Origin of the sequence: Bacillus sp. FJAT-18017 (assembly GCF_001278805.1) — a bacterium.
Classification (GTDB): domain Bacteria; phylum Bacillota; class Bacilli; order Bacillales; family Cytobacillaceae; genus Bacillus_D.
In genome coordinates this window covers 2,209,636-2,232,915 of sequence record NZ_CP012602.1, presented here as the reverse complement: position 1 = coordinate 2,232,915, position 23,280 = coordinate 2,209,636, and the positions used below count along the sequence as shown (strand labels likewise).

General features: G+C 43.4%; 24 protein-coding genes. 1 reads left to right on the top strand and 23 read right to left on the bottom strand.

Translation table 11 applies throughout. From position 1 onward, the window contains the following. Positions 1 to 10 precede the first annotated feature (10 nt). The 10 genes from panC to AM500_RS10270 all read right to left on the bottom strand — a co-directional run bounded on the left by panC (position 11) and on the right by AM500_RS10270 (position 9,451). Positions 11 to 856, bottom strand: a complete 846-nt coding sequence (gene panC, locus AM500_RS10315; RefSeq protein ID WP_053599131.1) for a pantoate--beta-alanine ligase — start codon at positions 854 to 856, stop codon at positions 11 to 13. Then, entirely contained in the window at positions 853 to 1,689 is an 837-nt protein-coding gene (gene panB / locus AM500_RS10310; RefSeq protein WP_053601686.1) for a 3-methyl-2-oxobutanoate hydroxymethyltransferase, read from the bottom strand. Before panB ends, panC begins: the two co-directional genes overlap by 4 nt. A gap of 477 nt (positions 1,690 to 2,166) precedes the next feature. Continuing rightward, a complete protein-coding gene (locus AM500_RS10305; protein WP_053597994.1) occupies positions 2,167 to 3,333 on the bottom strand; it encodes an IS256 family transposase in 1,167 nt (388 codons plus the stop codon). A gap of 514 nt (positions 3,334 to 3,847) precedes the next feature. Further along, positions 3,848 to 4,852: a biotin--[acetyl-CoA-carboxylase] ligase gene (locus AM500_RS10300; protein WP_053599130.1), complete on the bottom strand. Its 1,005-nt coding sequence runs from the start codon at positions 4,850 to 4,852 to the stop codon at positions 3,848 to 3,850. Next, positions 4,825 to 6,027 (bottom strand): CCA tRNA nucleotidyltransferase, encoded by a 1,203-nt coding sequence (locus tag AM500_RS10295; protein WP_082347406.1) that lies wholly within the window; start codon positions 6,025 to 6,027, stop codon positions 4,825 to 4,827. Before AM500_RS10295 ends, AM500_RS10300 begins: the two co-directional genes overlap by 28 nt. Positions 6,028 to 6,033: 6 nt before the next feature. Beyond that, complete coding sequence (bshA, locus tag AM500_RS10290; RefSeq protein WP_053599129.1) at positions 6,034 to 7,164, bottom strand: N-acetyl-alpha-D-glucosaminyl L-malate synthase BshA; 1,131 nt, start codon at positions 7,162 to 7,164, stop codon at positions 6,034 to 6,036. 3 nt (positions 7,165 to 7,167) lie between these two features. Further along, entirely contained in the window at positions 7,168 to 7,884 is a 717-nt protein-coding gene (bshB1, locus tag AM500_RS10285; RefSeq protein WP_053599128.1) for a bacillithiol biosynthesis deacetylase BshB1, read from the bottom strand. Then, entirely contained in the window at positions 7,881 to 8,288 is a 408-nt protein-coding gene (gene mgsA, locus AM500_RS10280) for a methylglyoxal synthase (RefSeq protein ID WP_053599127.1), read from the bottom strand. The genes bshB1 and mgsA overlap by 4 nt, the downstream gene beginning before the upstream one ends. A gap of 12 nt (positions 8,289 to 8,300) precedes the next feature. After that, complete coding sequence (dapB, locus tag AM500_RS10275; protein WP_053601684.1) at positions 8,301 to 9,122, bottom strand: 4-hydroxy-tetrahydrodipicolinate reductase; 822 nt, start codon at positions 9,120 to 9,122, stop codon at positions 8,301 to 8,303. A 2-nt stretch (positions 9,123 to 9,124) separates the two neighbouring features. Then, positions 9,125 to 9,451 carry a nucleotide pyrophosphohydrolase gene (locus tag AM500_RS10270; protein WP_053599126.1) on the bottom strand — a complete coding sequence of 109 codons (327 nt, stop codon included), beginning with the start codon at positions 9,449 to 9,451 and terminating at the stop codon, positions 9,125 to 9,127. A 192-nt stretch (positions 9,452 to 9,643) separates the two neighbouring features. On the opposite strand from AM500_RS10270, the gene AM500_RS10265 reads away from it, so the two are divergent. Next, positions 9,644 to 10,516: a YitT family protein gene (locus AM500_RS10265; RefSeq protein ID WP_053599125.1), complete on the top strand. Its 873-nt coding sequence runs from the start codon at positions 9,644 to 9,646 to the stop codon at positions 10,514 to 10,516. A gap of 45 nt (positions 10,517 to 10,561) precedes the next feature. Here AM500_RS10265 and AM500_RS10260 read toward each other — a convergent pair whose 3' ends face one another. The 13 genes from AM500_RS10260 to hisC all read right to left on the bottom strand — a co-directional run bounded on the left by AM500_RS10260 (position 10,562) and on the right by hisC (position 23,144). Continuing rightward, positions 10,562 to 11,236: a zinc metallopeptidase gene (locus AM500_RS10260; RefSeq protein ID WP_043933617.1), complete on the bottom strand. Its 675-nt coding sequence runs from the start codon at positions 11,234 to 11,236 to the stop codon at positions 10,562 to 10,564. A gap of 56 nt (positions 11,237 to 11,292) precedes the next feature. Then, the gene (ypjB, locus tag AM500_RS10255; RefSeq protein ID WP_053599124.1) at positions 11,293 to 12,084 is read right to left on the bottom strand and encodes a sporulation protein YpjB; all 792 of its coding nucleotides are present in this window, start codon (positions 12,082 to 12,084) and stop codon (positions 11,293 to 11,295) included. A 205-nt stretch (positions 12,085 to 12,289) separates the two neighbouring features. Continuing rightward, positions 12,290 to 12,880, bottom strand: a complete 591-nt coding sequence (locus AM500_RS10250; RefSeq protein ID WP_053599123.1) for a lipoprotein heptaprenylglyceryl N-acetyltransferase LhaT — start codon at positions 12,878 to 12,880, stop codon at positions 12,290 to 12,292. A gap of 605 nt (positions 12,881 to 13,485) precedes the next feature. Next, positions 13,486 to 14,259: a menaquinol-cytochrome c reductase cytochrome b/c subunit gene (locus AM500_RS10245; RefSeq protein WP_053599122.1), complete on the bottom strand. Its 774-nt coding sequence runs from the start codon at positions 14,257 to 14,259 to the stop codon at positions 13,486 to 13,488. A 210-nt stretch (positions 14,260 to 14,469) separates the two neighbouring features. Then, a complete protein-coding gene (gene qcrB / locus AM500_RS10240) occupies positions 14,470 to 15,144 on the bottom strand; it encodes a menaquinol-cytochrome c reductase cytochrome b subunit (RefSeq protein ID WP_043933613.1) in 675 nt (224 codons plus the stop codon). A gap of 3 nt (positions 15,145 to 15,147) precedes the next feature. Next, complete coding sequence (locus AM500_RS10235; RefSeq protein WP_053599121.1) at positions 15,148 to 15,654, bottom strand: QcrA and Rieske domain-containing protein; 507 nt, start codon at positions 15,652 to 15,654, stop codon at positions 15,148 to 15,150. Positions 15,655 to 15,873: 219 nt separating this feature from the next. Further along, positions 15,874 to 16,341 carry a YpiF family protein gene (locus tag AM500_RS10230; RefSeq protein ID WP_053599120.1) on the bottom strand — a complete coding sequence of 156 codons (468 nt, stop codon included), beginning with the start codon at positions 16,339 to 16,341 and terminating at the stop codon, positions 15,874 to 15,876. Between the two features lie 202 nt (positions 16,342 to 16,543). Further along, positions 16,544 to 17,110, bottom strand: coding sequence for a ReoY family proteolytic degradation factor (locus AM500_RS10225; protein WP_043933610.1), 567 nt, complete (start codon positions 17,108 to 17,110; stop codon positions 16,544 to 16,546). A 31-nt stretch (positions 17,111 to 17,141) separates the two neighbouring features. Next, positions 17,142 to 18,401 (bottom strand): tetratricopeptide repeat protein, encoded by a 1,260-nt coding sequence (locus tag AM500_RS10220; RefSeq protein ID WP_053599119.1) that lies wholly within the window; start codon positions 18,399 to 18,401, stop codon positions 17,142 to 17,144. 165 nt (positions 18,402 to 18,566) lie between these two features. After that, positions 18,567 to 19,454 (bottom strand): hypothetical protein, encoded by an 888-nt coding sequence (locus AM500_RS10215; RefSeq protein WP_053599118.1) that lies wholly within the window; start codon positions 19,452 to 19,454, stop codon positions 18,567 to 18,569. Positions 19,455 to 19,615: 161 nt separating this feature from the next. Further along, positions 19,616 to 20,902, bottom strand: coding sequence for a 3-phosphoshikimate 1-carboxyvinyltransferase (gene aroA / locus AM500_RS10210; protein ID WP_053599117.1), 1,287 nt, complete (start codon positions 20,900 to 20,902; stop codon positions 19,616 to 19,618). 19 nt (positions 20,903 to 20,921) lie between these two features. Continuing rightward, complete coding sequence (locus tag AM500_RS10205; RefSeq protein ID WP_053599116.1) at positions 20,922 to 22,028, bottom strand: prephenate dehydrogenase; 1,107 nt, start codon at positions 22,026 to 22,028, stop codon at positions 20,922 to 20,924. Positions 22,029 to 22,040: 12 nt separating this feature from the next. Then, positions 22,041 to 23,144: a histidinol-phosphate transaminase gene (gene hisC / locus AM500_RS10200; protein WP_053599115.1), complete on the bottom strand. Its 1,104-nt coding sequence runs from the start codon at positions 23,142 to 23,144 to the stop codon at positions 22,041 to 22,043. Positions 23,145 to 23,280: the final 136 nt, after the last annotated feature.

The window sequence follows — 23,280 nt, the reverse complement described above, 5'->3', positions numbered from 1 at the left end:
GCTCAGGCTCTTAGGCGTCCAAAAGAATGTTATCGATAAGCCTTGCCCCCGAGAATCGGACAGCCAAAGCAATAATGCATCTGCCATTTATTTTCTCAACAGGTTCAAGCGAAGGATATCCGTATAGCTCAACATAATCAATTTGGCCATTTGTTTCGGTTTCTATCATTCTTTTAATTAGATCAACGACCTTGGACGGGTCCTTCTCCCCATTATCGACAGCCTTCCGTCCTTCCTTTAATGCCTTGTACAAGACTGGGGCTTCTTTGCGTTCTATTTCAGTCAAATACACATTCCTGGAACTTTTTGCAAGGCCGTCTTCTTCCCTGACCGTCTCAACCGGAACAAGTTCCACCGGAAAATTGAAATCGTGAATCAACCCATCCACAACCGCGACTTGCTGTGCATCCTTCAAACCGAAATAAACTCTGTCAGGCTGAACTATAGTAAATAACTTCGTTAGGACGGTTGCAACTCCGTCAAAGTGGCCAGGCCTGGACCTGCCACACAAGACATCAGTCCTTGATTCCACAGCAACCCTGACACTTGGCTTTGAGGGATACATCTCCCCGGCAGTTGGCACAAATACAAAGTCCACTCCTGCATTTCGGGCAATTGTTAAATCCCGTTCCAAATCCCGGGGATATGCATCAAAGTCTTCGTTTGGACCAAATTGAAGCGGATTAACAAAGATACTAATGACAACAATATCATTCTCTTTTCGTGCTGTTTGAATGAGCTTCTCGTGCCCTTCGTGGAGAAAGCCCATTGTAGGAACAAAGCCAATCGAACGGCCTTCGCGTTTATGTTGTGTGAGCTGCTCACGCAACGGTTTTATCCGTTCTACCTTTTTCATCTGATACCACCGTATAAGGCTTGAAGTTCTTCCTCTTTCATAGTAAAAGTGTGGGCGTCTTCAGGGAATACACTGCTCTTAACATCGGAAACATATTGGCCGATCATATCGATAATATTATGGCCAACTTGCCCATATTGCTTAACAAACTTTGGAACCCGATCGACACCGTAACCTACAAGGTCATGATAGACAAGTACTTGTCCGTCCACTTCTGCGCCTGCACCAATACCGATAACAGGAATCGAAACCGTGTTCGCAACCTCAGCAGCAAGCTGCCGGGGGATACACTCAAGGACAACAGCAAATGCCCCAGCCTCTTCACATTTCTTTGCATCCTCAACCAGCTTAGCGGCAGCTGAAGCGGTCTTGCCTTGAACCTTGAATCCTCCCAGGACACCAACCAATTGTGGTGTAAGCCCAAGATGCGCACATACCGGAACACCAGCCTGAGTCAATGCTTTGATTTTTTCCAGTACATCATCGGCCCCTTCGAGCTTGACTGCCTGGGCGCCGGTTTCTTGGATAATTCTAGCCGCATTCCGGAGAGTGTCTCCTACCGAAACGTGATAGCTCATGAATGGCATATCAACAACAGTGAACGTACCTGGTGCTCCCCTGCGTACTGCCTTCGAATGATGAACCATATCATCCACCGTCACAGGGACGGTCGAATCATAGCCAAGCACAACCATTCCCAGTGAATCCCCGACAAGAATCATGTCAATCCCGGCTTGTTCCGCAGTTTTGGCAGCTGGATAATCATAAGCTGTTAGCATGACAATCTTTTCGCCATTTTGTTTCATTTTCGTAAAATCCGTTGTACTTTTCATCATCAATATCCTCCTTCTATTAGGAAGAGGGGATAAAAGGAATTTGCCACAGCATAGAAAAAGATCCTGCTGAAGGCAGAGGATCCCGTTGTCGTTTGCATTTTATCCCTCTGTCCCGGTCCATTACGGATCTAGGCAGAAACCATGTTTAGTTAGGAATTGCTCTTTTAAGGTGCAGTTCTTTTGGATACCGCCCAATCGAATTATAGCAAAAAGGCTTAGCTGTTGCCAACGTAAATAATATAAAAAGTCTCCTGCGGACGCCACTTGGGTCTCCCTCGTTCTTGACGACCCTACTTGGTTAGAAAATGTGGGTACAGTCGTTAATATAGGTTCTTGACGACCCTGCTGGCTTTGAAATGAGTCAAGTCCACTATCTTGTGTAAATTCCTATACAATGGTATATCAGCTTATTTTATTTTTGGTGGAATGAAGGGGGTACCCCCTTCATTCCACCAAAAATTTCGCGCTTCGCGTCTATTTTTTAAAAAGGATCTTTTTCCTTTCTTGTTCTTCCGTATAGTCAATCAGGATTGCGCCAATCATTCGAAATGCAGATTGGGTATTGGGGAAAATTCGGATTGACCTTTCCCTTCTACGGACTTCCTGATTCAACCGTTCCAGCGAATTTGTACTTCGGATATATGGGTGGTACTTGGCAGGTTCGTTAAGGAACTGAATGGCATCCTCGAAGCCTTCTTCCAATGTTCTCAGTGTACGCTCAAGTTTAGGATTATCCCCAAACCGGTCTATAAATTCATCCTTAAACCGCCTAGCCTCATCCGCCTCAGCTACATCAAAGATCCTCTTAAGCCCGAATTTCACCTCATCCATTTCTTTTTTGGGCAGATTGGTGAAAATGTTTCTTTTGAAATGAACCAGGCAACGTTGCCAGATGGTTCCCACGAACTCTTTAGCTATGGCGGCTTTCAGGCCTTTGTGTGCGTCAGAAATAACTATTTTGGGGGATTGGAGTCCTCTTTCCTGAAGGTGCTGGAAAAAACTCTGCCATGCTTCAAAACTCTCGGAGTGGGCCACTTTTAAGCCTAAGACATCCCGGTGATTGCCTTCATCAATCGCTGTCGCGATATAAACGGCTTTGGAGACCACGCGGTTATGTTCCCTTACCTTGATATACATCGCATCTGCAAAAATATAAGGATAATATTTAGTGTTAAGAGGCCGGCTGGCCCATTGGCTCACCACCGGGTCAAGCATTTCCGTCAGAGAAGAAACGAAGGATTTTGAAACACTCTCCCCGCATAATTGTTTGACAATATGCTTGACCTTTCGGGTGGATACGCCATTTACAACCATTTCAAGCATAGAGAGGATAAACGCCTGGTCGCATCTTGAATACCTTTCAAAAACGGTTGTCGAAAAGTCTCCACCCCGTGTACGGGGCACCTTCAAGGTAACTTTGCCGATACTGAGTAAAAGATCGCGTTCATAATAACCATTTCGGTAGTCGCGGCGAATTGAATTCCGCTCGTAGGCCCCAGCCTGGAGATACTCGTCCCGCTCCTTTTCCATTACGGCATTCAATACAAGGACAATGGACGCTTTCATCACAGTGTCGATGTTGGAAGCCATTACGGCTTCTTTTAAAACGTCGGTATTTAGGTTAAACTGAATTTGGGTCATCATTAATTCCTCCACATTGTTTTCGTCGCTGATAACATTGTTGACAAAAGGAATTAATTTGACCCTTTTTCTTTTTACACAATTATATGGACTTTATCTTTGAAATGGGGGGTACGGTCGTTAATAAAGGTTCTTGACGACCCTGCTGGCTTTGAAATGGGGGGCACGGTCGTTAATAAAGATTCTTGACGACGCTGCTGGCTTTGAAATGGCGGGCACGGGCGTTAATATAGGTTCTTGACGACCCTGCCGCTAAATAATAGTGGCCATGGTCGTCAATAGCATCATTTGGGGGCTCACTACCTTTTCACGTGGAAAAGGCATCCCTGAGAAGACATCTCATGAAAATATGGGAATCCACTAGGAACCTTCCGATATGGTGAATTAGGATAATAATGCAATACTCCTTCAAAAAAAGAAGGCTGTCCAAAAGCGTCGTCATTCAACGGCCCTTTGGACAGCCCACATTTTATATGTGTCATCACCAAGTTTATACTATTGATTTCAATAGGCACTAACTAGATATGCTCGGCAGCTCTATATCTGCTGAATAAATAGAGTGGATTTTACCATTCAAATCTTCAATCTGAAGGACACCATCTTCAGTAATTCCTAATGCTGTTCCTTCAATAGTGCCATTGTAAGTCCGAGCCTTGATTGGCCCTCCAATTCCTTTTGCATAGCTCTCCCAAAGAAGCTTTATAGGATGGAAGCCTTGTTCAAGGTAAAGTACATACAGCCTTTCAAATTGAAGGCAAAACTCGCGGATTAGTCCCGCACGTGATTGCTCGGTTCCTGTTTCAAGCGCGACGGATGTTGCAAGCTCTTTCAATTCATCTGGAAAATCGCTTGCCAGCTGATTTACATTGATGCCTATCCCAATGATGACTGAATGTATTCGGTCAGCTTCTGCCTGAAGTTCGGTAAGAATGCCAGTCAGTTTTTTTCCATTCGCCAAAATATCATTGGGCCATTTGATTTCTGGTTGAAGCCCAGTAGCAGCTGCAATTGCCCGTACAACCGCGACAGCCGTTAACAAAGTTAACTGGGGTGCTTTTTGAAGCGGAATATCTGGCCTGACGATCAAACTCATCCATATTCCCGTGCCGCTTGGAGAATGCCACTTCCGATCCATTCTCCCCCTGCCCGATGACTGTTCATTTGCTATTACAACGGTGCCATCGGGGGCAGATTCTCCAGCAAGGGAATGTGCTATTTTTTGAGTTGAATCAACTGTTTCAAAGTAATGGATCGTCTTCCCAATAAAGTCGGTTTTTAGCCCAAGGCGGATTTCATCCGCTGTCAAGGATGCAGGAACTTCGATCAGTCTGTAGCCTTTTCTTCTGACTGCTTCAAGTATGAAGCCTTCTTCCCGAAGCCCTTCAATGTGCTTCCAGACTGCAGTTCTCGAGCAGCCAGCCGCTTCTGCCAGAGCTTGGCCAGATACGAATTCCTCACCGGCACCAGCAAAAGCATCAAGGAGCTTTTTCCTTATCTCTGATTGCAATTGAATAGCCACTCCTTTATCTCATCTTTACGATTATCAAGCTGGCCATGAATAATCGCGTCTTCTACCAAAGCGAGTTGTTCTTTCACCCAGGGGCCTCCCGTTTTACCGAACCAATTTATCAAGTCTCCGCCAGTAACATCCATTTCATCACTAGACTTAATCGGCAGGCTATTATGCATTTCAACCCATTTTTCGATTGTGGCTGCACCAGCCTGGCCACCAATGGACTGTATAAGTTTTTCCACTGATAGTATATTTTCCTTCCCTGCCTGATAAAGAAGGCGAAGGTCCCAGTTAGATTGCAGCCTTTTTTGAAAAAAGTAAAGCAGTTTTGCGATAGCTTTCATTTTTTTGACTGGCAGCTTCCAACCCCGAAGGAACTCATCGACACCATCTTGTTCGATACTGATGCAATAAAGAAGCAGGGCCCACATTTCATTAAGGTTCAGGTTTGAAATTTGATAGGATGAAAGCTTCGAAATTTCTGTTTTCCGTCCGCTTAATCCTGGAAGGTAGTCCAGGATTCCTGCTTCGGTTATCATCCTGATTCCTTCAGCCCTCCCAGTTCCCTGGAGGATTTTTTCAAACTCTACGGACTTTCGTTCAACAGCGATATGGGTTAACAGGTGGGCAGTTTCAGACAATGAGGATAATGTTCCCTTTTCGATTGAAAAGCGAAGCTGGCTAACAAAGCGAATCGCCCTCAAAATCCTCAGCGCATCCTCACTGAATCGTTCCACTGGACTGCCAACCGTTCTAATTTGTTTTTTGACGAGGTCCTCTTTCCCGCCAAATGGATCGATTACCACACCATACCTGTCCATTGCCATCGCATTTATTGTGAAGTCTCGGCGCATCAAATCTTCTGTTAAAGAGGTAACGAATTTCACCTCATCAGGCCTGCGGAAATCCTTATAACCTGTTTCAGTCCGGTATGTCGTAACTTCATAGGACTCACCTTTAAATAGGACAAGTACTGTACCATGTTCAATTCCAATGTCGACTGTACGGGAAAATATTGTTTTAATTTGCTCTGGCCTGGCAGAAGTAGCAATGTCAACATCCCCAATAGGCCTGTTGAGGAAGTTATCACGGACTGCCCCGCCAACAAAAAAGGCCTCAAATCCGGCGGCTTCTATCTCCTCAATAACTGGCAATGCATCCAAAAATGGTTTTTTCACCATTTCCACCTAATTTCCCACCAATTTATAATAAAGATTTTCATACTCAGCAACAATTCGGTCAGCATTAAATTTTTCCTTCATGTCTATAGCGGCTTTTTGTGAAAAGCTTTGATGAAGAGCGGAATCTGACAGGAGGGCTATCGCGCGATTGGATATACCTTCTATATCCCCCAACCTGCAAATATAGCCTGTTACTCCATCTTCAATTACTTCCGGGATGCCGCCAATATTCGTACCGATGCACGGTACCCCGCAAGCCATTGCCTCAAGGGCAACTAGCCCAAAGCTTTCTTTTTCTGATAAAAGAAGCATAAGGTCACTAATAGAATATAATTCCTCTACATTATCCTGTTTTCCAAGGAATAATACTTTTCCCTTTAATCCCAATTCCTCGACGAGCCTAGTAACATTCCTCATTTCAGGCCCATCGCCAACCAGGAGCAGTTTTGCCGGCATTGATTCAGATATCCTCGCAAATGTCCTGATTACATCACCAACCCTTTTAACAGGCCGGAAATTGGAAACATGAATAACGACCTTTTCTTCATCCTTAATCCTCAGTTTTTTCTTTAAATCAGAATCTGCGCTTCTAAGATATACCCGTTCATCTATGAAGTTATAAAGCGTTTCAATTTGTTTATCAGGATTGATCATTTCCATCGTTTGAGCAACGAGAGAATTTGAAACGGCTGTAACAATATCGGATTTTTCAATCCCAAATTTAATGGCATCAGCCAAAGATGGGTCATTCCCAAGCACCGTGATGTCCGTACCATGTAAGGTTGTCATGATTTTCAGGTCCCTGCCACTCATTTGCTTTGCCAGAATAGCGCAAACGGCATGTGGGATCGCATAGTGGACATGCAGGAGGTCGAGGCCTTCCCTGTTGGCAACCTCGGCCATTTTACTAGCGAGCGCAAGGTCATATGGCGGATATTGAAAGACTGAATATTGATTCACTTCCACCTGGTGATAATAGACATTATGATACATTTTTCGCAGCCTGAATGGCATACTCGAGGAGATAAAATGGATCTCATGTCCTTTTTCGGCGAGGAGTTTTCCCAGTTCGGTCGCTATAACACCCGATCCTCCAACTGTTGGATAGCATGTAATCCCGATTTTAAGTGTTTTCATTTTTTAAATTTCTCCCAGTAGGTCACCGTCAAGCAATAGCGGTCCGCGAGTTTTAAAGCCCTCAGCATAGTTCACGCCAGCCTGTTTCCCAAATAAGTATTCCCGTGCTTCTAAAGATTCAATATAACCATTAATCAGCGGGGTATCGAAGCTTTTATCGTTTTTCATAAATTGGCTACCATAGGCATTCAGGGAGCTTTTCTTCATTTCAAAAAACTCAGAGATGTCTATCAAAAAATCTGGTTGATGAAAGCCATTAATCATATAATAATGCACCCGGTCTGCCTTGTGGGGAGGAAGCCCGGTTCCGTCATCAAATTTACGGATACCAGCAGAAAAAACCGCCTCATCAACAAGGCGGGCACAATTTCCATGATCGGGATGCCTGTCCTCAAAATAGGGTGCAAATACGAGCTTAGGCCTGTAGGTCCTGATTATACCAACAATTTGTTTAATATAATCTTCTTTTAAAAACAGTCCTCTATCAGGCAAGTCAAGACCGATCCGTTCGGCTCCGAGAATAGAGGCAGCTTTGGCCGCCTCTTTATTTCGAGTTTTTACATTTCCGTTTGAAGACAGCTCAGCCTGTGTCAAATCACAAATGACAACCTTCTTCCCCTGGGCTGTATACTTTGCAATTGTGCCGCCCATGCCAATTTCAACATCGTCTGCATGGGCACCAAAGGATAGTATATGTACGGTTTCTGCACTACTGTTCATTCCTTCTTCTCCCTTGCTACCGTCCGCCAATCCAGATGCCCTTCCTCTATCCCTTTTATAAGGATTTCCGCAGTACCCATATTGGTCGCCAGCGGTATTGCGTAAACATCGCAAAGCCTTAACAAAGCAGTTACGTCAGGTTCATGAGGCTGTGCTGTGAGTGGATCACGAAAGAAGAAAATTGCGTCCATCATGTTGTTGGCTACCAGTGCTCCTATTTCCTGATCCCCGCCTAGCGGGCCTGATTGAAAACGATGAATCGAAAGGCCGGTAGCTTCTGATATTCTTTTCCCCGTAGTACCTGTAGCAAAAAGGGAGTGCCCCTCAAAAATCTTTGTATATGCAGTAACAAAATGGATTAAATCATCCTTCTTTTTATCGTGAGCAATTAACGCTATGTTCATTATTTTCCCCCGCTATTCCAAGATATTTTCCAATCCATATACAAAAGAATCAATTTTCATTACAGTTTCCACTGCTGTTTTTACACCGGACATAAACGATGCCCTATTATAGGAATCATGGCGTATTTTTAAAGTCTGGCCTTCAGAGCCGAAAAGTACCTCTTGATGAGCGATAAGCCCAGGAAGCCGGACTGAATGTATTCGCATGCCTTCCAAATCCGCGCCGCGTGCACCTTTAATTGTCTCCTTTTCCTCAGGGTGACCCTGCTTATGCTCACTGCGGACTTCAGAAATCATTTGGGCTGTCTTTACTGCAGTCCCAGATGGAGCATCCAGCTTTTTATCATGATGCATTTCAATAATTTCGACATTGTCGAAGAACTTTGCTGCCATTTTGGCAAATTTCATCATTAAGACCGCGCCAATAGCAAAATTCGGTGCGATGATGCAGCCTAGCCCCTTTTCACTTGAAAGCTCTTCAAGCTCTTTCAGGTGTGCTTCTGTGAATCCAGTCGTGCCAACTACCGGTCTGACATTATGTGTTAAAGCCGTTCTCGCGTGATGCATGCCCGCTTCTGGAACTGTAAGGTCCACCAGTACATCGGCGTCTACCGACTGAAGGCATTCCTCAATGTCCGAGTATACAGGTACTTCTTTAAGTGGAAAGCTTCCAATTTCGCCAAGTGTACGGCCATTGTTGCTTCTATCCAATACAGCAATCAAATCAAATCCAGGAGTTTCAGCAACAAGCTTGACAGCTTCCTGCCCCATCCTCCCTCTTGGTCCGGCTATCACTATTTTTATATTTTTCTCCACTAGTACTCCACCATCCATTATTATTTTTTCGTCCAACGGTCCTTATCCCGGGTCCTGAATTTATCCATAACCATATCGTGGGCTTCCTGCAAATCAATATCCAGGGAATTAGCCAGACAGATGAGCACGAACAGCACATCCCCTATCTCTTCATTGACCGTTTTTGTTGCCTCGGTTGCCTTTTTTGGTTTTTCTCCGTAATAATGATTAATTTCACGGGCAAGCTCTCCCAATTCCTCGGTGAGTCTTGCAGTCATCGCCAGCGGGCTGAAATAGCCCTCTTTGAATTGGCCTATGTATTCGTCGACTTCTTCCTGAAGCTTTTTAACTGTCTTATTCTCTTGCATCCTTTCACCCCTGAGCCTAAGGAATGTTTACATTATGTATGATAGGCTATTACTCATGTTAGCTAAATTAAAATGCATTTACAAATATTTTTGCACACTATTGATTTTAGGTTGAAATTGCCGGAACTTGCTTCATCGGATATAATTATATCCGGCTTAATTGGTCAAAATATGGCAAAGGAGGCTTCATATATGATAAAAGGCCTTAAAGTAAAAAACATCCTGCTCATTTTGCTAGGGACGGCAATTATGGCATTCGGGGTTATTAATTTTAACATACAAAATCAGCTGGCAGAAGGAGGAGTTACAGGGATCACAATCCTCATCTATTTCTTGTTCAAAATTGATCCTGCCTATTCCAACCTGATTATAAACATCCCTATTTTCTTTCTAGGTTATAAATTGCTAGGAAGAAGAGCATTCATTTATACGGTTATTGGAACTGTTGCCCTATCCGTCTTTTTGTGGATTTTCCAAAGAGTACCTCTTAATATTCCTCTTCGGGATGATATGTTTTTGGCGGCTTTATTCGCCGGTCTCTTTATTGGTGTCGGCCTCGGTATTATTTTTAGGTTTGGAGGCACCTCGGGAGGCGTTGATATTATTGCCAGGATTGCCCAGAAATACTGGGGAATCAGCATGGGAAGAACCATGTTCATGTTTGATGCTCTCGTAATTATCGCATCTTTCTTAACCTATCTTGATTATCGTGAAGCCATGTATACGCTCGTTGCAGTAGCCGTTGGGGCCAGAGTAATTGACGTGATGGCTGAAGGTGCTTACTCTGCCAGAGGCGCAATGATTATGTCCGAAAAGTACGATGAGATTGCCGAACGAATTATGAAGGAAATGGACAGAGGAGCTACTGTCCTTAAAGGCTATGGTTACTATAGTAAGAGTGAACGGGAAGTCCTGTACTGTGTTGTTCCAAAAAGTGAAATCATCAGGCTTAAAAACGTCATCACAGCGGTCGATCCTCATGCATTTGTCTCGGTAACGGCCGTTCATGACGTCCTTGGCGAAGGCTTCACACTCGATGCAAACAAGAATCCATTTGATGTATAAGTCTAAAAACAAAGCAAAAGAGCGGGGAATTAGTCCCCGCTCTTTCTATTCGTCACGTGTCATGCCGGTATAAATCAAAACAAGCCTTAACAATTCTAGTACCGCAACCGCTGCTGCTGCCACATAGGTCAGTGCTGCCGCATCAAGGACCTTCTTCGCAGGACGCTCTTCTTCATTCCGGATGATCCCAAGTGAAACAACTTGATCCAGTGCCCTGCTTGAAGCGTTGAATTCAACAGGAAGAGTGACGATTTGGAACAGTACTGCCGCCGCCATGAATATGATTCCTAGCAAAAGCAGTTCACTCATATAGGCAAGCATTCCAATTATGATCAGGATCCAGGAGAAGTTGCTACCAATATTAGCAACAGGAACAAGCGCATGCCTGAACCTGAGAAATGCATAATTCTCGCCATCCTGGATGGCGTGCCCGACTTCATGGGCAGCAATAGCTGTGGAAGCTAGAGAATGGCCATGGTAGATGTCAGGTGAAAGCCTGATAGCCTTTGCCCTAGGATCGTAATGGTCACTCAAGAAACCGCGTCCTTCTTCAATCCTTACATCATAAAGCCCATTGGCGTGAAGAATTTCTCTTGCAACTTCCGCCCCAGTCTTCATGGAGGATGAGGAGACCTTCGAGTACTTTTTGTATGCCCCTTTGACCCTCATTTGTGCCCATAACGGGATGAGGATTATTATCGCAAAATAGATTAAAAACATGTTGAACCCCCTGTCCAGTTAGTTAATATAACTTTACCGAACGAGGGGGAATAATGTCAATCTTTTAGCCCGCGGCGTTTTCGCGTAACTTCCTTATCACCCTGATATTTTCGCCAGCCGACATACGACAATGTCAGAATAATAATGCTGCCTGTCGAGATAATCACCCACCATAGCGAAGGATCAGCTTCATCCTCTTCAATACCTTCAAAAATATCCTGAAGGCTCGACTCGAGAACTTCAAATTCCTCTAAATCATTCTGGCTGGCTGGAAGCGTTGTGTGTAGGCGTTCAACCGAGCGGACTCTTGCATCTACCTGCTGGAGCTGTTCCTTGGGAACATCAATTTTCATGCTAGGATAAATTAGTTCATACAATGCAAGAAATGAATTCAAATTAGCATGATATTGTGAAGCCTCACCTTTTACGGCAGCCTTTTTTGCCATTCCAAACGCGCCCATTACCTCGTCCTCCATCTCGGACCAAAGAGGCTCAGAAGATGTCGACAAAGCATCAATAACTAAACGGAAGCTTGTGACTTTATTTAGTCTTTCCTGATATTCCATGGTAGGACTGGCGGCGGCTTCCATTGCTTCGTCCCGGGAAACTGAAACAATCCTCAATTCATCGAGAGTGAACGGAATATTGCCATCATACATTTGCTCGAATTCCCTGGAAAAATTACTTAATAATTTTTGCGCATCCTCATATCGCTGATTCTTGACCATTTGGAACGCATCGTCTGAAATTGCATCTAGCTTTTCTACGTTGGCGAGGTTTTCCTCTGCAAGAGCTGCAATTGGAAAAGTAAATGATAAAAGAATTATAAGGAAGCATCTAATCTTCATATATTGGCACCCCTCTCATACTAGTAAAAATGTATGAAAAAAAGGACAAGTATAGAACTTATCCAAATAATAAATTAATAGGTATGCCAAGGGATAAATTTTTATCGGTTAAGGAGCATCCTGGGGATTACAGCCTCTTAAGTTAGTAGTATGGCTGTTCTCTAATTCCTTTCAGTCGAAAATAGCCACTAATTGAATTTTTAGTTTATAAATTGAGTTTGAACCGTTTAGGCCTTACACATAAATACCAGGTAATGAAGATTGATGCAACCGATAGCCAAAACGTGAAATATCCAATCTGAGGGATAAACCTATCCAAAACCGGATACCTGGGGAGCATGAAGAAAACATAATCAATAACATCATTATGTAAAGTCCATAAAGCAGCAACTACCAGATGCCAGGATTTTATCCTGTAGAAGGGCGCATAAAGGACACCTTGCACTGCCATAGCCAGGTGGGACAGCATAAGCATCCAAGCAATCAAATCCAGCTTGTCCGTTACGGCGAATACTAATAAATTCATTACAACTGCCCAAATACCATACTTGATCAATGTTACGATTGCCAGTGCCTCGATTAGCGGCCAATTTCTTTTTAATAGAAAAGCAATTAATACAAATACAAAAAAGAGGCTTGCTGTTGGGCTGTCGGGTACGAAAATCAAAAATTTTGCAGGCGTTTCGTCCAGCTGCCACCCGTACCAAATATATCCGTATATTGTACCGAAAATATTTACAACTAGAAGGAGCATAAGCATTGGCCTATAAGCAAGGAGAGGGTATAAACGATTCATAAAAAATTTCCGCCTTTACGTAAAATATGTATGGGTTGATGGTATCACAAAATTGAAAACCGCAAAAGAACATTCCATCATAGATCTAATTCTGGCGGGAAAGGCATGTTGACTTTCGCTTCGTGCCCTTCGCTTTCCGCGGGCATTCCGGGAGCCAGTCTTGCTTCAGTGCCTAGCCCCTCGAGGTCGCTTCGGTCCCTCAGGTGAAGTCAAAGAGCGACTTCTCCTTCAAGCCCTCCAGCGCTTGTCGGGGCTGACCAAGGCACTTACGCATTTCATTCTCCTTAGCGAAACCCACGCCTGCGGGTCTCCCCTGGCCAGCTTTTCCCTCAGGAGTCTTCAGGAACTACGCTACAATCAACTCTTAAACAGCATGTGTAGGTTTTGTAAAATTGATATATAAATTTACGCTGAAGTGCCTGATTTTTGGTGTTCAGTAAAGTATTAATCATAACAGTGTTTTTTCTTAATACATCAAAGAATTTCCTCCTTGGAGAGGTACTCCTTTTTTAACGCCTTAAAAGCCTAAGGTGTATTAAATGTATGGCCACGCAGCTCCGCCCCTGCATAAAAAAGACCGGTGGTTTACCCCACCGGCCTCAAGTTTATTCGCTCTTTAAGTTCGCGATATATTCGGATAAAACTTTCAGTTCTTCATCAGTACCTTTAAACATGCCAGCTGGCATTTTACCTTTACCTTCAACCGCAACTTTTGAGATGTGCTCTGCATCAAAGCCGGCATCGATTAGCTTAACGCCACCGGCACCACCCTGAAGTTCAGCCCCATGGCAGCTGATACAACCCTGATCCTGATAAATTTTATATCCTTCGGCATCTTTATCAATATTGGCGCCTTCCACAATTGCCCCCTGGCGCTTTGCAGCTGCCCAGTCATGAGTGTCAACAACTTCCCATGTAAGGTAGAAGATCCCTGCGACAGCGAGAAGCATGAAAGCTGTTGCAGCAGGGCGTTTGGAAGGTCTCCGTTCAGGTCCCCTATCAATGAATGGAGCTAGCAATAATGCCCCGAATGCAAGGCCAGGTATAACCATTGAACCGATTGCATTATATGGTCCCGAAGCATACGTATATTTCAACAATTGGTACAAAAACATAAAATACCAGTCAGGAAGCGGAATATAGCCCGCATCCGTCGGATCTGCAATTCTTTCCAACGGTGATGGATGCGCCACCGTCAAACATAGAAAACCAACCAGGAAAACTGCGCCAACCAGCCATTCCTTTAAGAGGAAGTTTGGCCAAAAGGCTTCTGTTTTTCCAGGGTATTCCGAATAGTCTTTGGGAGTCATCGGTTTACGCTCAGAAGGCGCCAACACACGTGAATCGCCAACAAACTTCATACCTTTTCCGCGATGCATCGAAAAATCCCCCTCCTTTATCGTCATTTAGAGCAGGACTATAAAAGTCCCGCCACAAGTTTTTATCCTACCTTTAACGCGCAATAACTACCTCTGCAAGATTCAAAGAGTTGTGTAGAATCCAGGCAAAGTATTAACTGCCGGTAAAGGGCCGATTGGATTCCTAACCTATCAGTGAGAAAAGTACCCCATCCTGATGGAAGGTCAATTTTATAGCGGTCCCGAGATACCCTGCTTACGGATCATAAGGAAGTGTGCTCCCATAAGTCCCAACAGAGCAGCAGGCAGGAAGAAAACGTGGATAGCGAAGAAGCGGGAAATCGTCTGTGCACCAACAATTTCCTGGTGTCCTGCCATCAAGGCTTTTAGATAAGGTCCAATTAATGGAACAGATTCGACAATTTGCAATGTAACCTTTGTTGCGAATAGCGCTTTCATATCCCATGGCAATAAGTAGCCTGTAAGTCCAAGACCAAGCATAACGAAGAAGATAAGTACGCCAACAATCCAGTTCAGTTCACGAGGCTTTTTATACGCTCCCTGGAAGAATACCCTTAATGTATGTAGGAACATCATAACGATGACAAGGCTTGCACCCCAGTGATGCATACCTCGGACGATTTGGCCGAAAGCGACTTCATTTTGAAGATAATAAACAGATTGCCAAGCATTTTTAATATCCGGAACATAATACATGGTCAGGAACATTCCGGACAGGATTTGAATGACGGTAATAAAGAATGTGAGTCCGCCAAAACAGTATACAAATGCTGAAAAGTGATGGGCTGGGTTAACGTGCTCAGGCACCTCGTGGTCAGCAATATCGCGCCAGAGCGGCGTTATATCGAGACGCTCGTCTACCCAATCATAAATCTTGTTTAACACTGGCTAGACCTCCTTCCATGGCTCCGGCTTGCCTAAATAAAGGTAGCCGTCTTTTTCCCGAACCGGGTACATATCAAGCGAGTTGATTGGCGGTGTTCCCGGTATAAGCTTACCGCTTTTTTCATAACGCCCCCCATGGCATTGGCAGTAGAACTCATTTTTAAAATCCGGGCTGTTGTTCCAGCCGACAGTACAGCCAAGGTGTTTACAAACTGGTGAAAGGGCAATAATTTTGCCTTCCTCGTTTTTATAAACCCAAGCAGTTTGGGTCACTTCGGATTCATACCAAGCATCCTTTTGCTTGAAGGAATAATCTACCCGGACCGGCTCCTCGGTCAGGTCTGCAATTTTTTGTGACGTCGGAATAAAATCCCCGGCACTGTCGGCTTTTAGCATTGGATCAATGGCAAAGCGAACCATTGGCATTAGCATGCCAGCGGCCATGAATCCCCCAACGCCTGTTAAAGTATAGCTTAAGAACTGCCTTCTTGAAACTCGATGCTTACTCATGCTTCTCCCCCCTCTGTTCACACGTTAAGTCCGTACATTTTACTAATTTTAACTAGGACATTATCATGATATATCAATCTGAATTCAAGGTCAATATTATACTATTTTGTGAACTTTACATTTTTCTTTAATTTCTTGCTTTTTTTTATTGTTACATTGTGTTAAAAATGCCCATTATGGATGGCAGAAGTAAAATTCATTGCTGGATTGAATAATTTATTATTTATCTTCTTCTCGCCATTTCGCTGTGAAAAGCTCAGACAATTGTTTCACCTGTTCGTTGACAAGCATTTTCTTTTGTTGATCATCCATACTTGCTAACGGCAATGATGGAAGCCACAGCAATGTACCCGCAAGTACGTCCTTGGACTGGATCCATACTTGGTCCGAGGTCACAAAAAATATATGGGGGAGACCCTCCTCTTGCAGACCTGTTTCCCAAAGTTTCAGCCGCACCTCAATTTCCTGGCGATTTTCAGTATGTAAATATGTAAAAGAAGGCAACAGTAGCGCTCTCCCAGCAAATTGCCTTTCAAGTCCTAAAGACAGAATTCCAATAAATTCGGACATCGAGGCAGACTGCAGCATCTTGTCCCCTAAACCAACTGGCACCAGCGGAACAATTGCGGTATCAATATATTCTTTTGATTGTATGTATTGAGCAATATCCTGTGAAACCCATTTCATCCAATTTCTCTCCTTTGTTCTGTAACTGTTTCCATCATACCATCCTTAAAGTGCGAAAGTGAATTAAAAGTAAAAAAAGAACAAAAGTACAAGCGCCTTCGTGACGGGCAAAGAACGCCTGTCCCTATACAAAAAAAAAGCCCGCGTTTGGCGAGCCTTCCATCCTAATAACAACGTTTGCTTCCCTTATTGGGAAATCCGCCTACAATTGGTTTTCATATTGGTGCGGCTTTTTCATTCTGTTCAATTGTTCGGTAAAGAGAAGGAATGCTTCTTTGTCCTGCTTATCAAGTGCCTCATCAATCAGAAGGAGCAGTTTTTCCTCATTAAAACGCTGGATACTATAGTTGAGGAACTGTTCCGCAATTACCTTATCCTTTTCATTCACCTGCAAATGCCTTGGCATATAAGGGTTATCTTCAAGAACAGCCGCATACTGATGAACTTTATTGGAGGCGTTGAAATTGAGCTGGATATATATTTCTTCCTCCCTGTTCAGCCTGATGTCATGAAAAGACTTCTCAGCATCGGTTGTCATTATATTTTCCTTATAAAAGCGAAACGGCACTTTGTCTGTGCAATGAGTGGACATGATAAGGCCCCTGGGGCAATATTGTGCCTGATCAACAAAATGCACCTTTTCCATCAGTTGGTCGTGGCTCATAAGATAATTGAGGATCCAAACACATTCTCGCCTTTTTAATTGATAATGGTTCAAAAACCATCTGATAAAGTCTTTTTTCTCGTTGACAGATACAGGGGTTGCCATGATCATTTCCCTCCTCTGCTTAATAACTTCTTTATTCCTGTGAAAGCCGTTCAACCAATTCGGCATATTCCTCATTTGTTGGATCAATATTTAATAACTTACTAAAAACTTCGGCAGCCTTACCCGTTTTTCCTTCTTCTATTAGAAAATATCCATAATCATTCATAAAATTTTCATTGTTCTTAAAGAAAGTGTATGCATTCTCATAATTGTCTGATGCCTTTTTATAATCCTCGAGTTTGTTATAGCTGATAGCAGCATCCCAAAGGAATTGGGGCTCGGCATGTTCTGCCAGGTCTAGTTCTCCAATCAAGTCAATTACGTCAGCGTATCGCTCCTGATGTATGAAAAGCTTATTGAGCGTAAGCGCCGCCTCAGAAAACCCAGGATCCAGTGCGATTGCACCGCGGAGCAGTTCTTCTGATTTATCTTCGAGACCAAGCTTCAGAGCAATTTTTCCACCAAAGAAAAACAAGTCCTTATTAAAATCATCAAGCCTTATTCCCTCTTGAACAATCTCAAACGCCTGCTGGAGTTCTTCTTCCTGCTCATGTGCCTTTGCCAAATACAAGTATAATGAGTGATACTCGGGATCGATGCTTTTTAATTCGGTGAACTTGTCTATTGCAATACGGCTGTATCCCGCTTGCAAAGCTGTAAATGCAAAGCCGAATAAAGTATTGATTTCCAGCTTGTCTTCCAGAGCCTTTTCAAAATGGGGCAGAGCCTCCTCAAAAGAACCAGATGCACTCAGAATTTCCGCTAGCCTTTCATGAATATTGACACCGGCTATTGTTTCGCTGTCCTTTAATACTTCATCATAAAAATGTAGTGCTTTTTTTACTTCCCCCATCGTACTGTACAGTTCTGCAAGGGCGAAATCAATCACAGGCTCATTCGGCAACGATTCTTTAGCAGCGATTAATTTCCTCTCACTTACCTCATAAAGTCCATCCATCTGATATAAATCCGCCAATAACAATAAAGCTTCGCCATAGGAAGGGTCATCTTGTTCGATGTCCTCAAGGAGCAGGATTGCTTTTTCCTCCTGATTATTGTCAATATAAGCTTCTGCAAGAAGGACCATGATTTCACCTTCACCAGGATAATACAAAAGAAGGTTTTCAAATAAAGAGATTGCCTCCTCGAGAAAACCATATTGGAGGAATTCCTCTCCAAGAAGGAATTTTTCATCCGCTGACCCAGTTTTTAATACTTCATTATATTCATTGATAGCTTCTGTATGTTGTCCATTTTCCAGCATGGCAATAATTTTTTTAATTCGATCCATTAGATTTTTCCGCCTCTATTCCTTATTTACACGGCTATGTTAAACAACATTGTTGATTTCGGGGTGCACAAAGGGAAGCTCCTGAGAATAATCATCAACGAGTCTTCACACCTTCCGCTCCAATCAATGCCAATAAATCAGCAATATCCGTTAACACAGCTTATTTCAAAAAGAGTAATACGAATGTGTCTTTATTCTTATATGTTCGCCATTCATTATTGAAAATCCTGCATGATCACCATGGCGAATGATTTGGCCTCTCCTCACGGTTATCGCAAGCCTGTTCCTATGATAAAGAAACATTGAAGCTTCATCAACATTTTCAGCTTCAAAATCGTCTATATAAAGATTATAACTTAATTCTGATTTATGGAGCAGGCTGGAGCGCTGAGGATAGATGCCCAATTTATTTAATTCGTATGGGGATAATGGGATGTTTTCTCTCAATTCATGCAGGACACTTGGCAACTTCTCTGAAGTCATTGTCTTTTTCCATTTTGATAGCAGTTGTTTTTCTGAGCCATTTTCACTTTCATTGAAGATTGGAATAAGCGGGCAGTTGCCCGGGAACATTGCTTCCCTAATCCATCCCCAGGCTGCCTTGTCCAAAAAAGCTCCTGATGGCACTTCAACAAAAATTGCAGGAACCTTTCTTCTTTTACATTCCCTGACAATGGCTGGGGTAAGGCCTGAGAGGGGGATTTTAACAGCAATCGCATAATCGGCCGGTGATTCTTCAAGCTGTCTGTGCGCTTCCTCCAATTTGATATGCAGCTCACGTTCATATTGAATCTGTATATAGGTTATAACCGTTGTTACACCACTCATTAAATAGCCATGCAAAGACTGTACCGCGTTATCATTAGCCAAAATTGAACCATCAAGTATAGAAAAAGCTGGTGTCATTATGAAACCATCGACATTCATTTTGGTAAAAGTATAGCGCGACAGGTCAGGCCGAATCGCTTCGATTACAGTCCCATCAGTCATAATTGATTCCCTGGATAATTTGTCACCCCTAAGTATCACTGCATTTTCAATGATATAAGTCATTGTCCCACCCCCATGCTTCTCTTAAGACAAGCTATGCTTGGGAATGTGTTTTATGCAGGGATTCTGGACGGGAGGTGGTCAATATATAGTAAAGAAATTTTAGTTTTATATCAAATTCAAAAAGACGCAGTTGTCGACTGCGCCTTGTAAATACACTTATATTATTTAAGACTGTCGAGATCTTTAAAGAAGTCCGGGTAAGATACAGCAATGGAATCTGCATCCTCAACAATTACCTCATTTTCACATATTAGTGAAGCGATTGACAGCATCATCCCAATCCGGTGATCGCCATGGGAAGATACCCTTCCTCCCCTCAATCTGGTACCGCCCTTTATAATCATCCCATCTTCAGTTGTTTCTATCTTTGCTCCAAGTTTACGAAGTTCGCTGGCAACTGTTTCAATCCGGTCCGTTTCTTTTACACGGAGTTCACGGGCGTCACTGATAACCGTCTCTCCTTCTGCCTGGGTGGCTAGCAAAGCGATGATCGGGATCTCGTCAATCAGCCTTGGAATTAGGCTGCCCCCAATAGTTGCAGCACGCAAACTTGACGTTTCTACAACTATATCACCTGCTGGTTCGTTGGCTTCCCTGTCAGATTGGCTGATTTTAATAGAAGCGCCCATTTCTTCAAGAACCTCAATAATTCCAGTTCTAGTCCAGTTCAATCCTATGTTTTTAAGAACTATTCTACTATTGGGTACAATTGCTCCGGCAACGAGAAAAAATGCGGCGGATGAAATGTCTCCTGGCACCGTGATATCAGCTGCTTTGAGTTGTTGTCCACCATTAATCCGAATTTTATTGTCTGATACATTAACCGTACCGCCGAATTGGCGAATCATTCTTTCAGTATGGTCCCTTGTTGGTGCTGGTTCGGTAATGACCGTCTCCCCTTCCGCCTGGAGCCCAGCAAGGAGAAGTGCCGATTTCACTTGTGCACTAGCAACAGGAAGCGTATAGGTGATGCCTTTTAAACCGCCGCCTTGCACAGTAATCGGTACATACTTGCCATTATCGTTTCCGTCTATTTTACAGCCCATTTCCTTTAAAGGATCGGTTACCCTGCTCATCGGCCTTTTGGCAATGGATGAATCTCCTGTGAATTTCGAAGGAAATGCCCTTCCAGCAAGAAGTCCCATCATTAGCCGGATCGTTGTACCTGAATTCCCAACATCGAGGGTTCCATTGAACTCTGTAAGCCCGTCGATCCCTTTTCCTGCTATTTCAACTGTTGTACCATTTACATCAATGTCAACACCAAGGTTTTTAAAACAGGAAACTGTGCTCAAACAGTCATTTCCCGTAAGAAAGTTTTTAACTGTCGTTTTACCAGAAGCTATCGCGCCAAACATAATGGCCCGGTGAGAAATCGATTTGTCGCCGGGTATCGCTATACTGCCTGATAAACCTGATGTAACCGGTGTAAGTATTTTAGTGTCCATACGCCGCCTCCGGTCATTTCTAAATTTCATATTCCAATGGAAAGGTTGTATATGTCTGTATGCACTTCACAGCTTTCTCCCTATCATGAGCTGTCTGGAAGCTGATTACTAGAACGCCGTAGATTTCCTCACGAGTTTCAATGATTCGAATATTGGTTATGCTTATATTTTCTTTTGCAAGATAGCCAGTAATTTCCGAAACAACCCCGGGATAGTCGGGTATATCGACGAACAAATCATAAAATGCCGGAATTGCACCTTTCTTATTTACTGGAAGAGCATCACGGAACGTTTTTGCATCAGCAAAATAAGCAGCAATAGCTTCTTCATTTGAATCGATTAGCAAGGATTTAACAGAATCCATTTCCTTGGTCCACATATCAAGCAGTGAAACAAGAGTTTCTTTATTGTGAAGAAGAATATCCCTCCACATTTCGGGACTGCTTGAAGCTATCCTGGTAATATCCTTGAAACCTCCAGCCGCCAGCCTTGGCAGAAGTGGGTGGTCACCAGAAAGCTTTTCTGTCTGGTGGACAATCGAGGCGGCAATAATATGAGGAAAGTGGCTAATCACACCAGCAAGAAAATCGTGCTCGCCCGGTGGAAGTTCCAGAAATTTTGCGTTCGTTCCAACAAGCCAATTTTTTAAGGCTGAAACGTTCTCAGGCTTTTCTTCCTTATCTGGTGATAATATGTAAAATGCATTTTCAAATAAATTTTCTTTTGCAGCCGTAATTCCGCTCTTGTGTGACCCAGCCATCGGATGGCCGCCGATGAACGAAATCCCCTGCTTCCTTAACGGTTCGGATATTTGAAAAATTTTATCCTTCGTACTCCCCGTATCAGTGACAATGGCTGTGTCTTTAAGAGTGCAGGTAGTCAATTCCTGCAGAATCCTCTCCGTCTCCCTTACCGGCGCTGAAATGATGATTAAATCGGCTTCTTCCGCGCCTTCCCGGATGGTTCCTACGGCTTTATCTACTGGCCCAAGCATTTCTGCGAGATTGGCCTGCCTGCTCCTGATATCATACCCAATCACGGTTGAGGCCGGATGGGCCTTCTTTATACAAAGGCCCAAAGATCCACCTATCAACCCTAGTCCGATAATAAAAACCTTTCCGTTCACGTCCGCACTCCCCTATACTTTAGCCTGGCTTTCTTTTTCAAGGAATGCTCCAAAAACATTGATGATTCCCTCAATCTGTTCCTGAGATCCAACAGTAATCCTTACACTCTCAGGGAATCCCAATGCTGCCCCGGAACGGACAATGAATCCGCGTTCAAGCAAGTATTGAAAAACACGGTTTGCATCCTGCTGGACATTTACAAGTATGAAGTTTCCCTGTGAAGGATAATAGTCAAGGTCCCATTTTTCACAAAACCTGTAAAACATCTCTAACCCTTGTCTATTCTTTTCCCGGCAGGTACGAATGAAATCCTGGTCCTTTAGTGCGACACTGGCGGCAAACTGGCCAAGTGAATTTGTATTGAAAGGTTCACGCGCAGGTTCTAATGCCTGGATAATGGATTCATCCGCAATCCCATAGCCTACCCGAAGGCCTGAAAGACCATATATTTTTGAAAAAGTCCTTAATGCAATAACATTAGGAAAGCGATTGACAATTGCAACCGAATCATGGAAATCAGTTGCTACGACATATTCGTAATAGGCTTCATCAAGTACCACTAGCACTTGTGGAGGCACTTTTTCCAAAAAAGCAAGAAGTTCTCCCTCGGGAATATAAGTTCCTGTTGGATTGTTCGGGCTGCAGAGCCAGAGAACATTTGTTTCTTCGTCTATCGCTTGCAGCATCCCGTACAAATCATGATCTCCATTCACAAGCGGAACTTCACGTATTTCTGCACCCTCAAGGATGGCATTGTGACGATACTGTGGGAATGTTGGCGCAGCCATGACTGTATTTGCTCCAGGATATAGCAGTGCCCTAGAAATAATTTGGATGAGTTCATCGGAACCATTCCCAAAAATAAGTTGGGAATCGTTAATACCGAGTTTTTCGGCTAGTGCTGAACGGAGCTCTCCCGCAGAGCCATCAGGGTAAATTTCCAATGAAAGTTGATATTCTTTTAAGGCTTCGGCAACCCGACTTGAATAGCCAAATGGGTTTTCATTTGAGGCAAGTTTCACAATTGACTGTAAACCATATTCTTCTTTTACTGATTTTATTGACTTTCCTGGCTGATAAGGCTTTAAGGAAAGCATCTGCTCTTTCCACCGCATACTTCCACCTCTTTTATACTTAGACGCATTACCACGATAAAGTATTTGGATTTATTTTTTAATTGTAACACAGCGAAAACGGAAAGTCAGTGTTTTTATAATTTTTTATCTTATTTAAAAATAATGTTGATTTCCG

Coding starts and splice junctions, on each gene's coding strand:
- panC (WP_053599131.1), bottom strand. CDS start 856: ATGAAAAAGGTAGAACGGATAAAACCGTTGCGTGAGCAGCTCACACAA.
- panB (WP_053601686.1), bottom strand. CDS start 1,689: ATGAAAAGTACAACGGATTTTACGAAAATGAAACAAAATGGCGAAAAG.
- AM500_RS10305 (WP_053597994.1), bottom strand. CDS start 3,333: ATGACCCAAATTCAGTTTAACCTAAATACCGACGTTTTAAAAGAAGCC.
- AM500_RS10295 (WP_082347406.1), bottom strand. CDS start 6,027: ATGGTGAAAAAACCATTTTTGGATGCATTGCCAGTTATTGAGGAGATA.
- bshA (WP_053599129.1), bottom strand. CDS start 7,164: ATGAAAACACTTAAAATCGGGATTACATGCTATCCAACAGTTGGAGGA.
- bshB1 (WP_053599128.1), bottom strand. CDS start 7,884: ATGAACAGTAGTGCAGAAACCGTACATATACTATCCTTTGGTGCCCAT.
- mgsA (WP_053599127.1), bottom strand. CDS start 8,288: ATGAACATAGCGTTAATTGCTCACGATAAAAAGAAGGATGATTTAATC.
- dapB (WP_053601684.1), bottom strand. CDS start 9,122: ATGGATGGTGGAGTACTAGTGGAGAAAAATATAAAAATAGTGATAGCC.
- AM500_RS10270 (WP_053599126.1), bottom strand. CDS start 9,451: ATGCAAGAGAATAAGACAGTTAAAAAGCTTCAGGAAGAAGTCGACGAA.
- AM500_RS10265 (WP_053599125.1), top strand. CDS start 9,644: ATGATAAAAGGCCTTAAAGTAAAAAACATCCTGCTCATTTTGCTAGGG.
- AM500_RS10260 (WP_043933617.1), bottom strand. CDS start 11,236: ATGTTTTTAATCTATTTTGCGATAATAATCCTCATCCCGTTATGGGCA.
- ypjB (WP_053599124.1), bottom strand. CDS start 12,084: ATGAAGATTAGATGCTTCCTTATAATTCTTTTATCATTTACTTTTCCA.
- AM500_RS10250 (WP_053599123.1), bottom strand. CDS start 12,880: ATGAATCGTTTATACCCTCTCCTTGCTTATAGGCCAATGCTTATGCTC.
- AM500_RS10245 (WP_053599122.1), bottom strand. CDS start 14,259: ATGCATCGCGGAAAAGGTATGAAGTTTGTTGGCGATTCACGTGTGTTG.
- AM500_RS10235 (WP_053599121.1), bottom strand. CDS start 15,654: ATGAGTAAGCATCGAGTTTCAAGAAGGCAGTTCTTAAGCTATACTTTA.
- AM500_RS10230 (WP_053599120.1), bottom strand. CDS start 16,341: ATGAAATGGGTTTCACAGGATATTGCTCAATACATACAATCAAAAGAA.
- AM500_RS10225 (WP_043933610.1), bottom strand. CDS start 17,110: ATGGCAACCCCTGTATCTGTCAACGAGAAAAAAGACTTTATCAGATGG.
- AM500_RS10220 (WP_053599119.1), bottom strand. CDS start 18,401: ATGGATCGAATTAAAAAAATTATTGCCATGCTGGAAAATGGACAACAT.
- AM500_RS10215 (WP_053599118.1), bottom strand. CDS start 19,454: ATGACTTATATCATTGAAAATGCAGTGATACTTAGGGGTGACAAATTA.
- aroA (WP_053599117.1), bottom strand. CDS start 20,902: ATGGACACTAAAATACTTACACCGGTTACATCAGGTTTATCAGGCAGT.
- hisC (WP_053599115.1), bottom strand. CDS start 23,144: ATGCGGTGGAAAGAGCAGATGCTTTCCTTAAAGCCTTATCAGCCAGGA.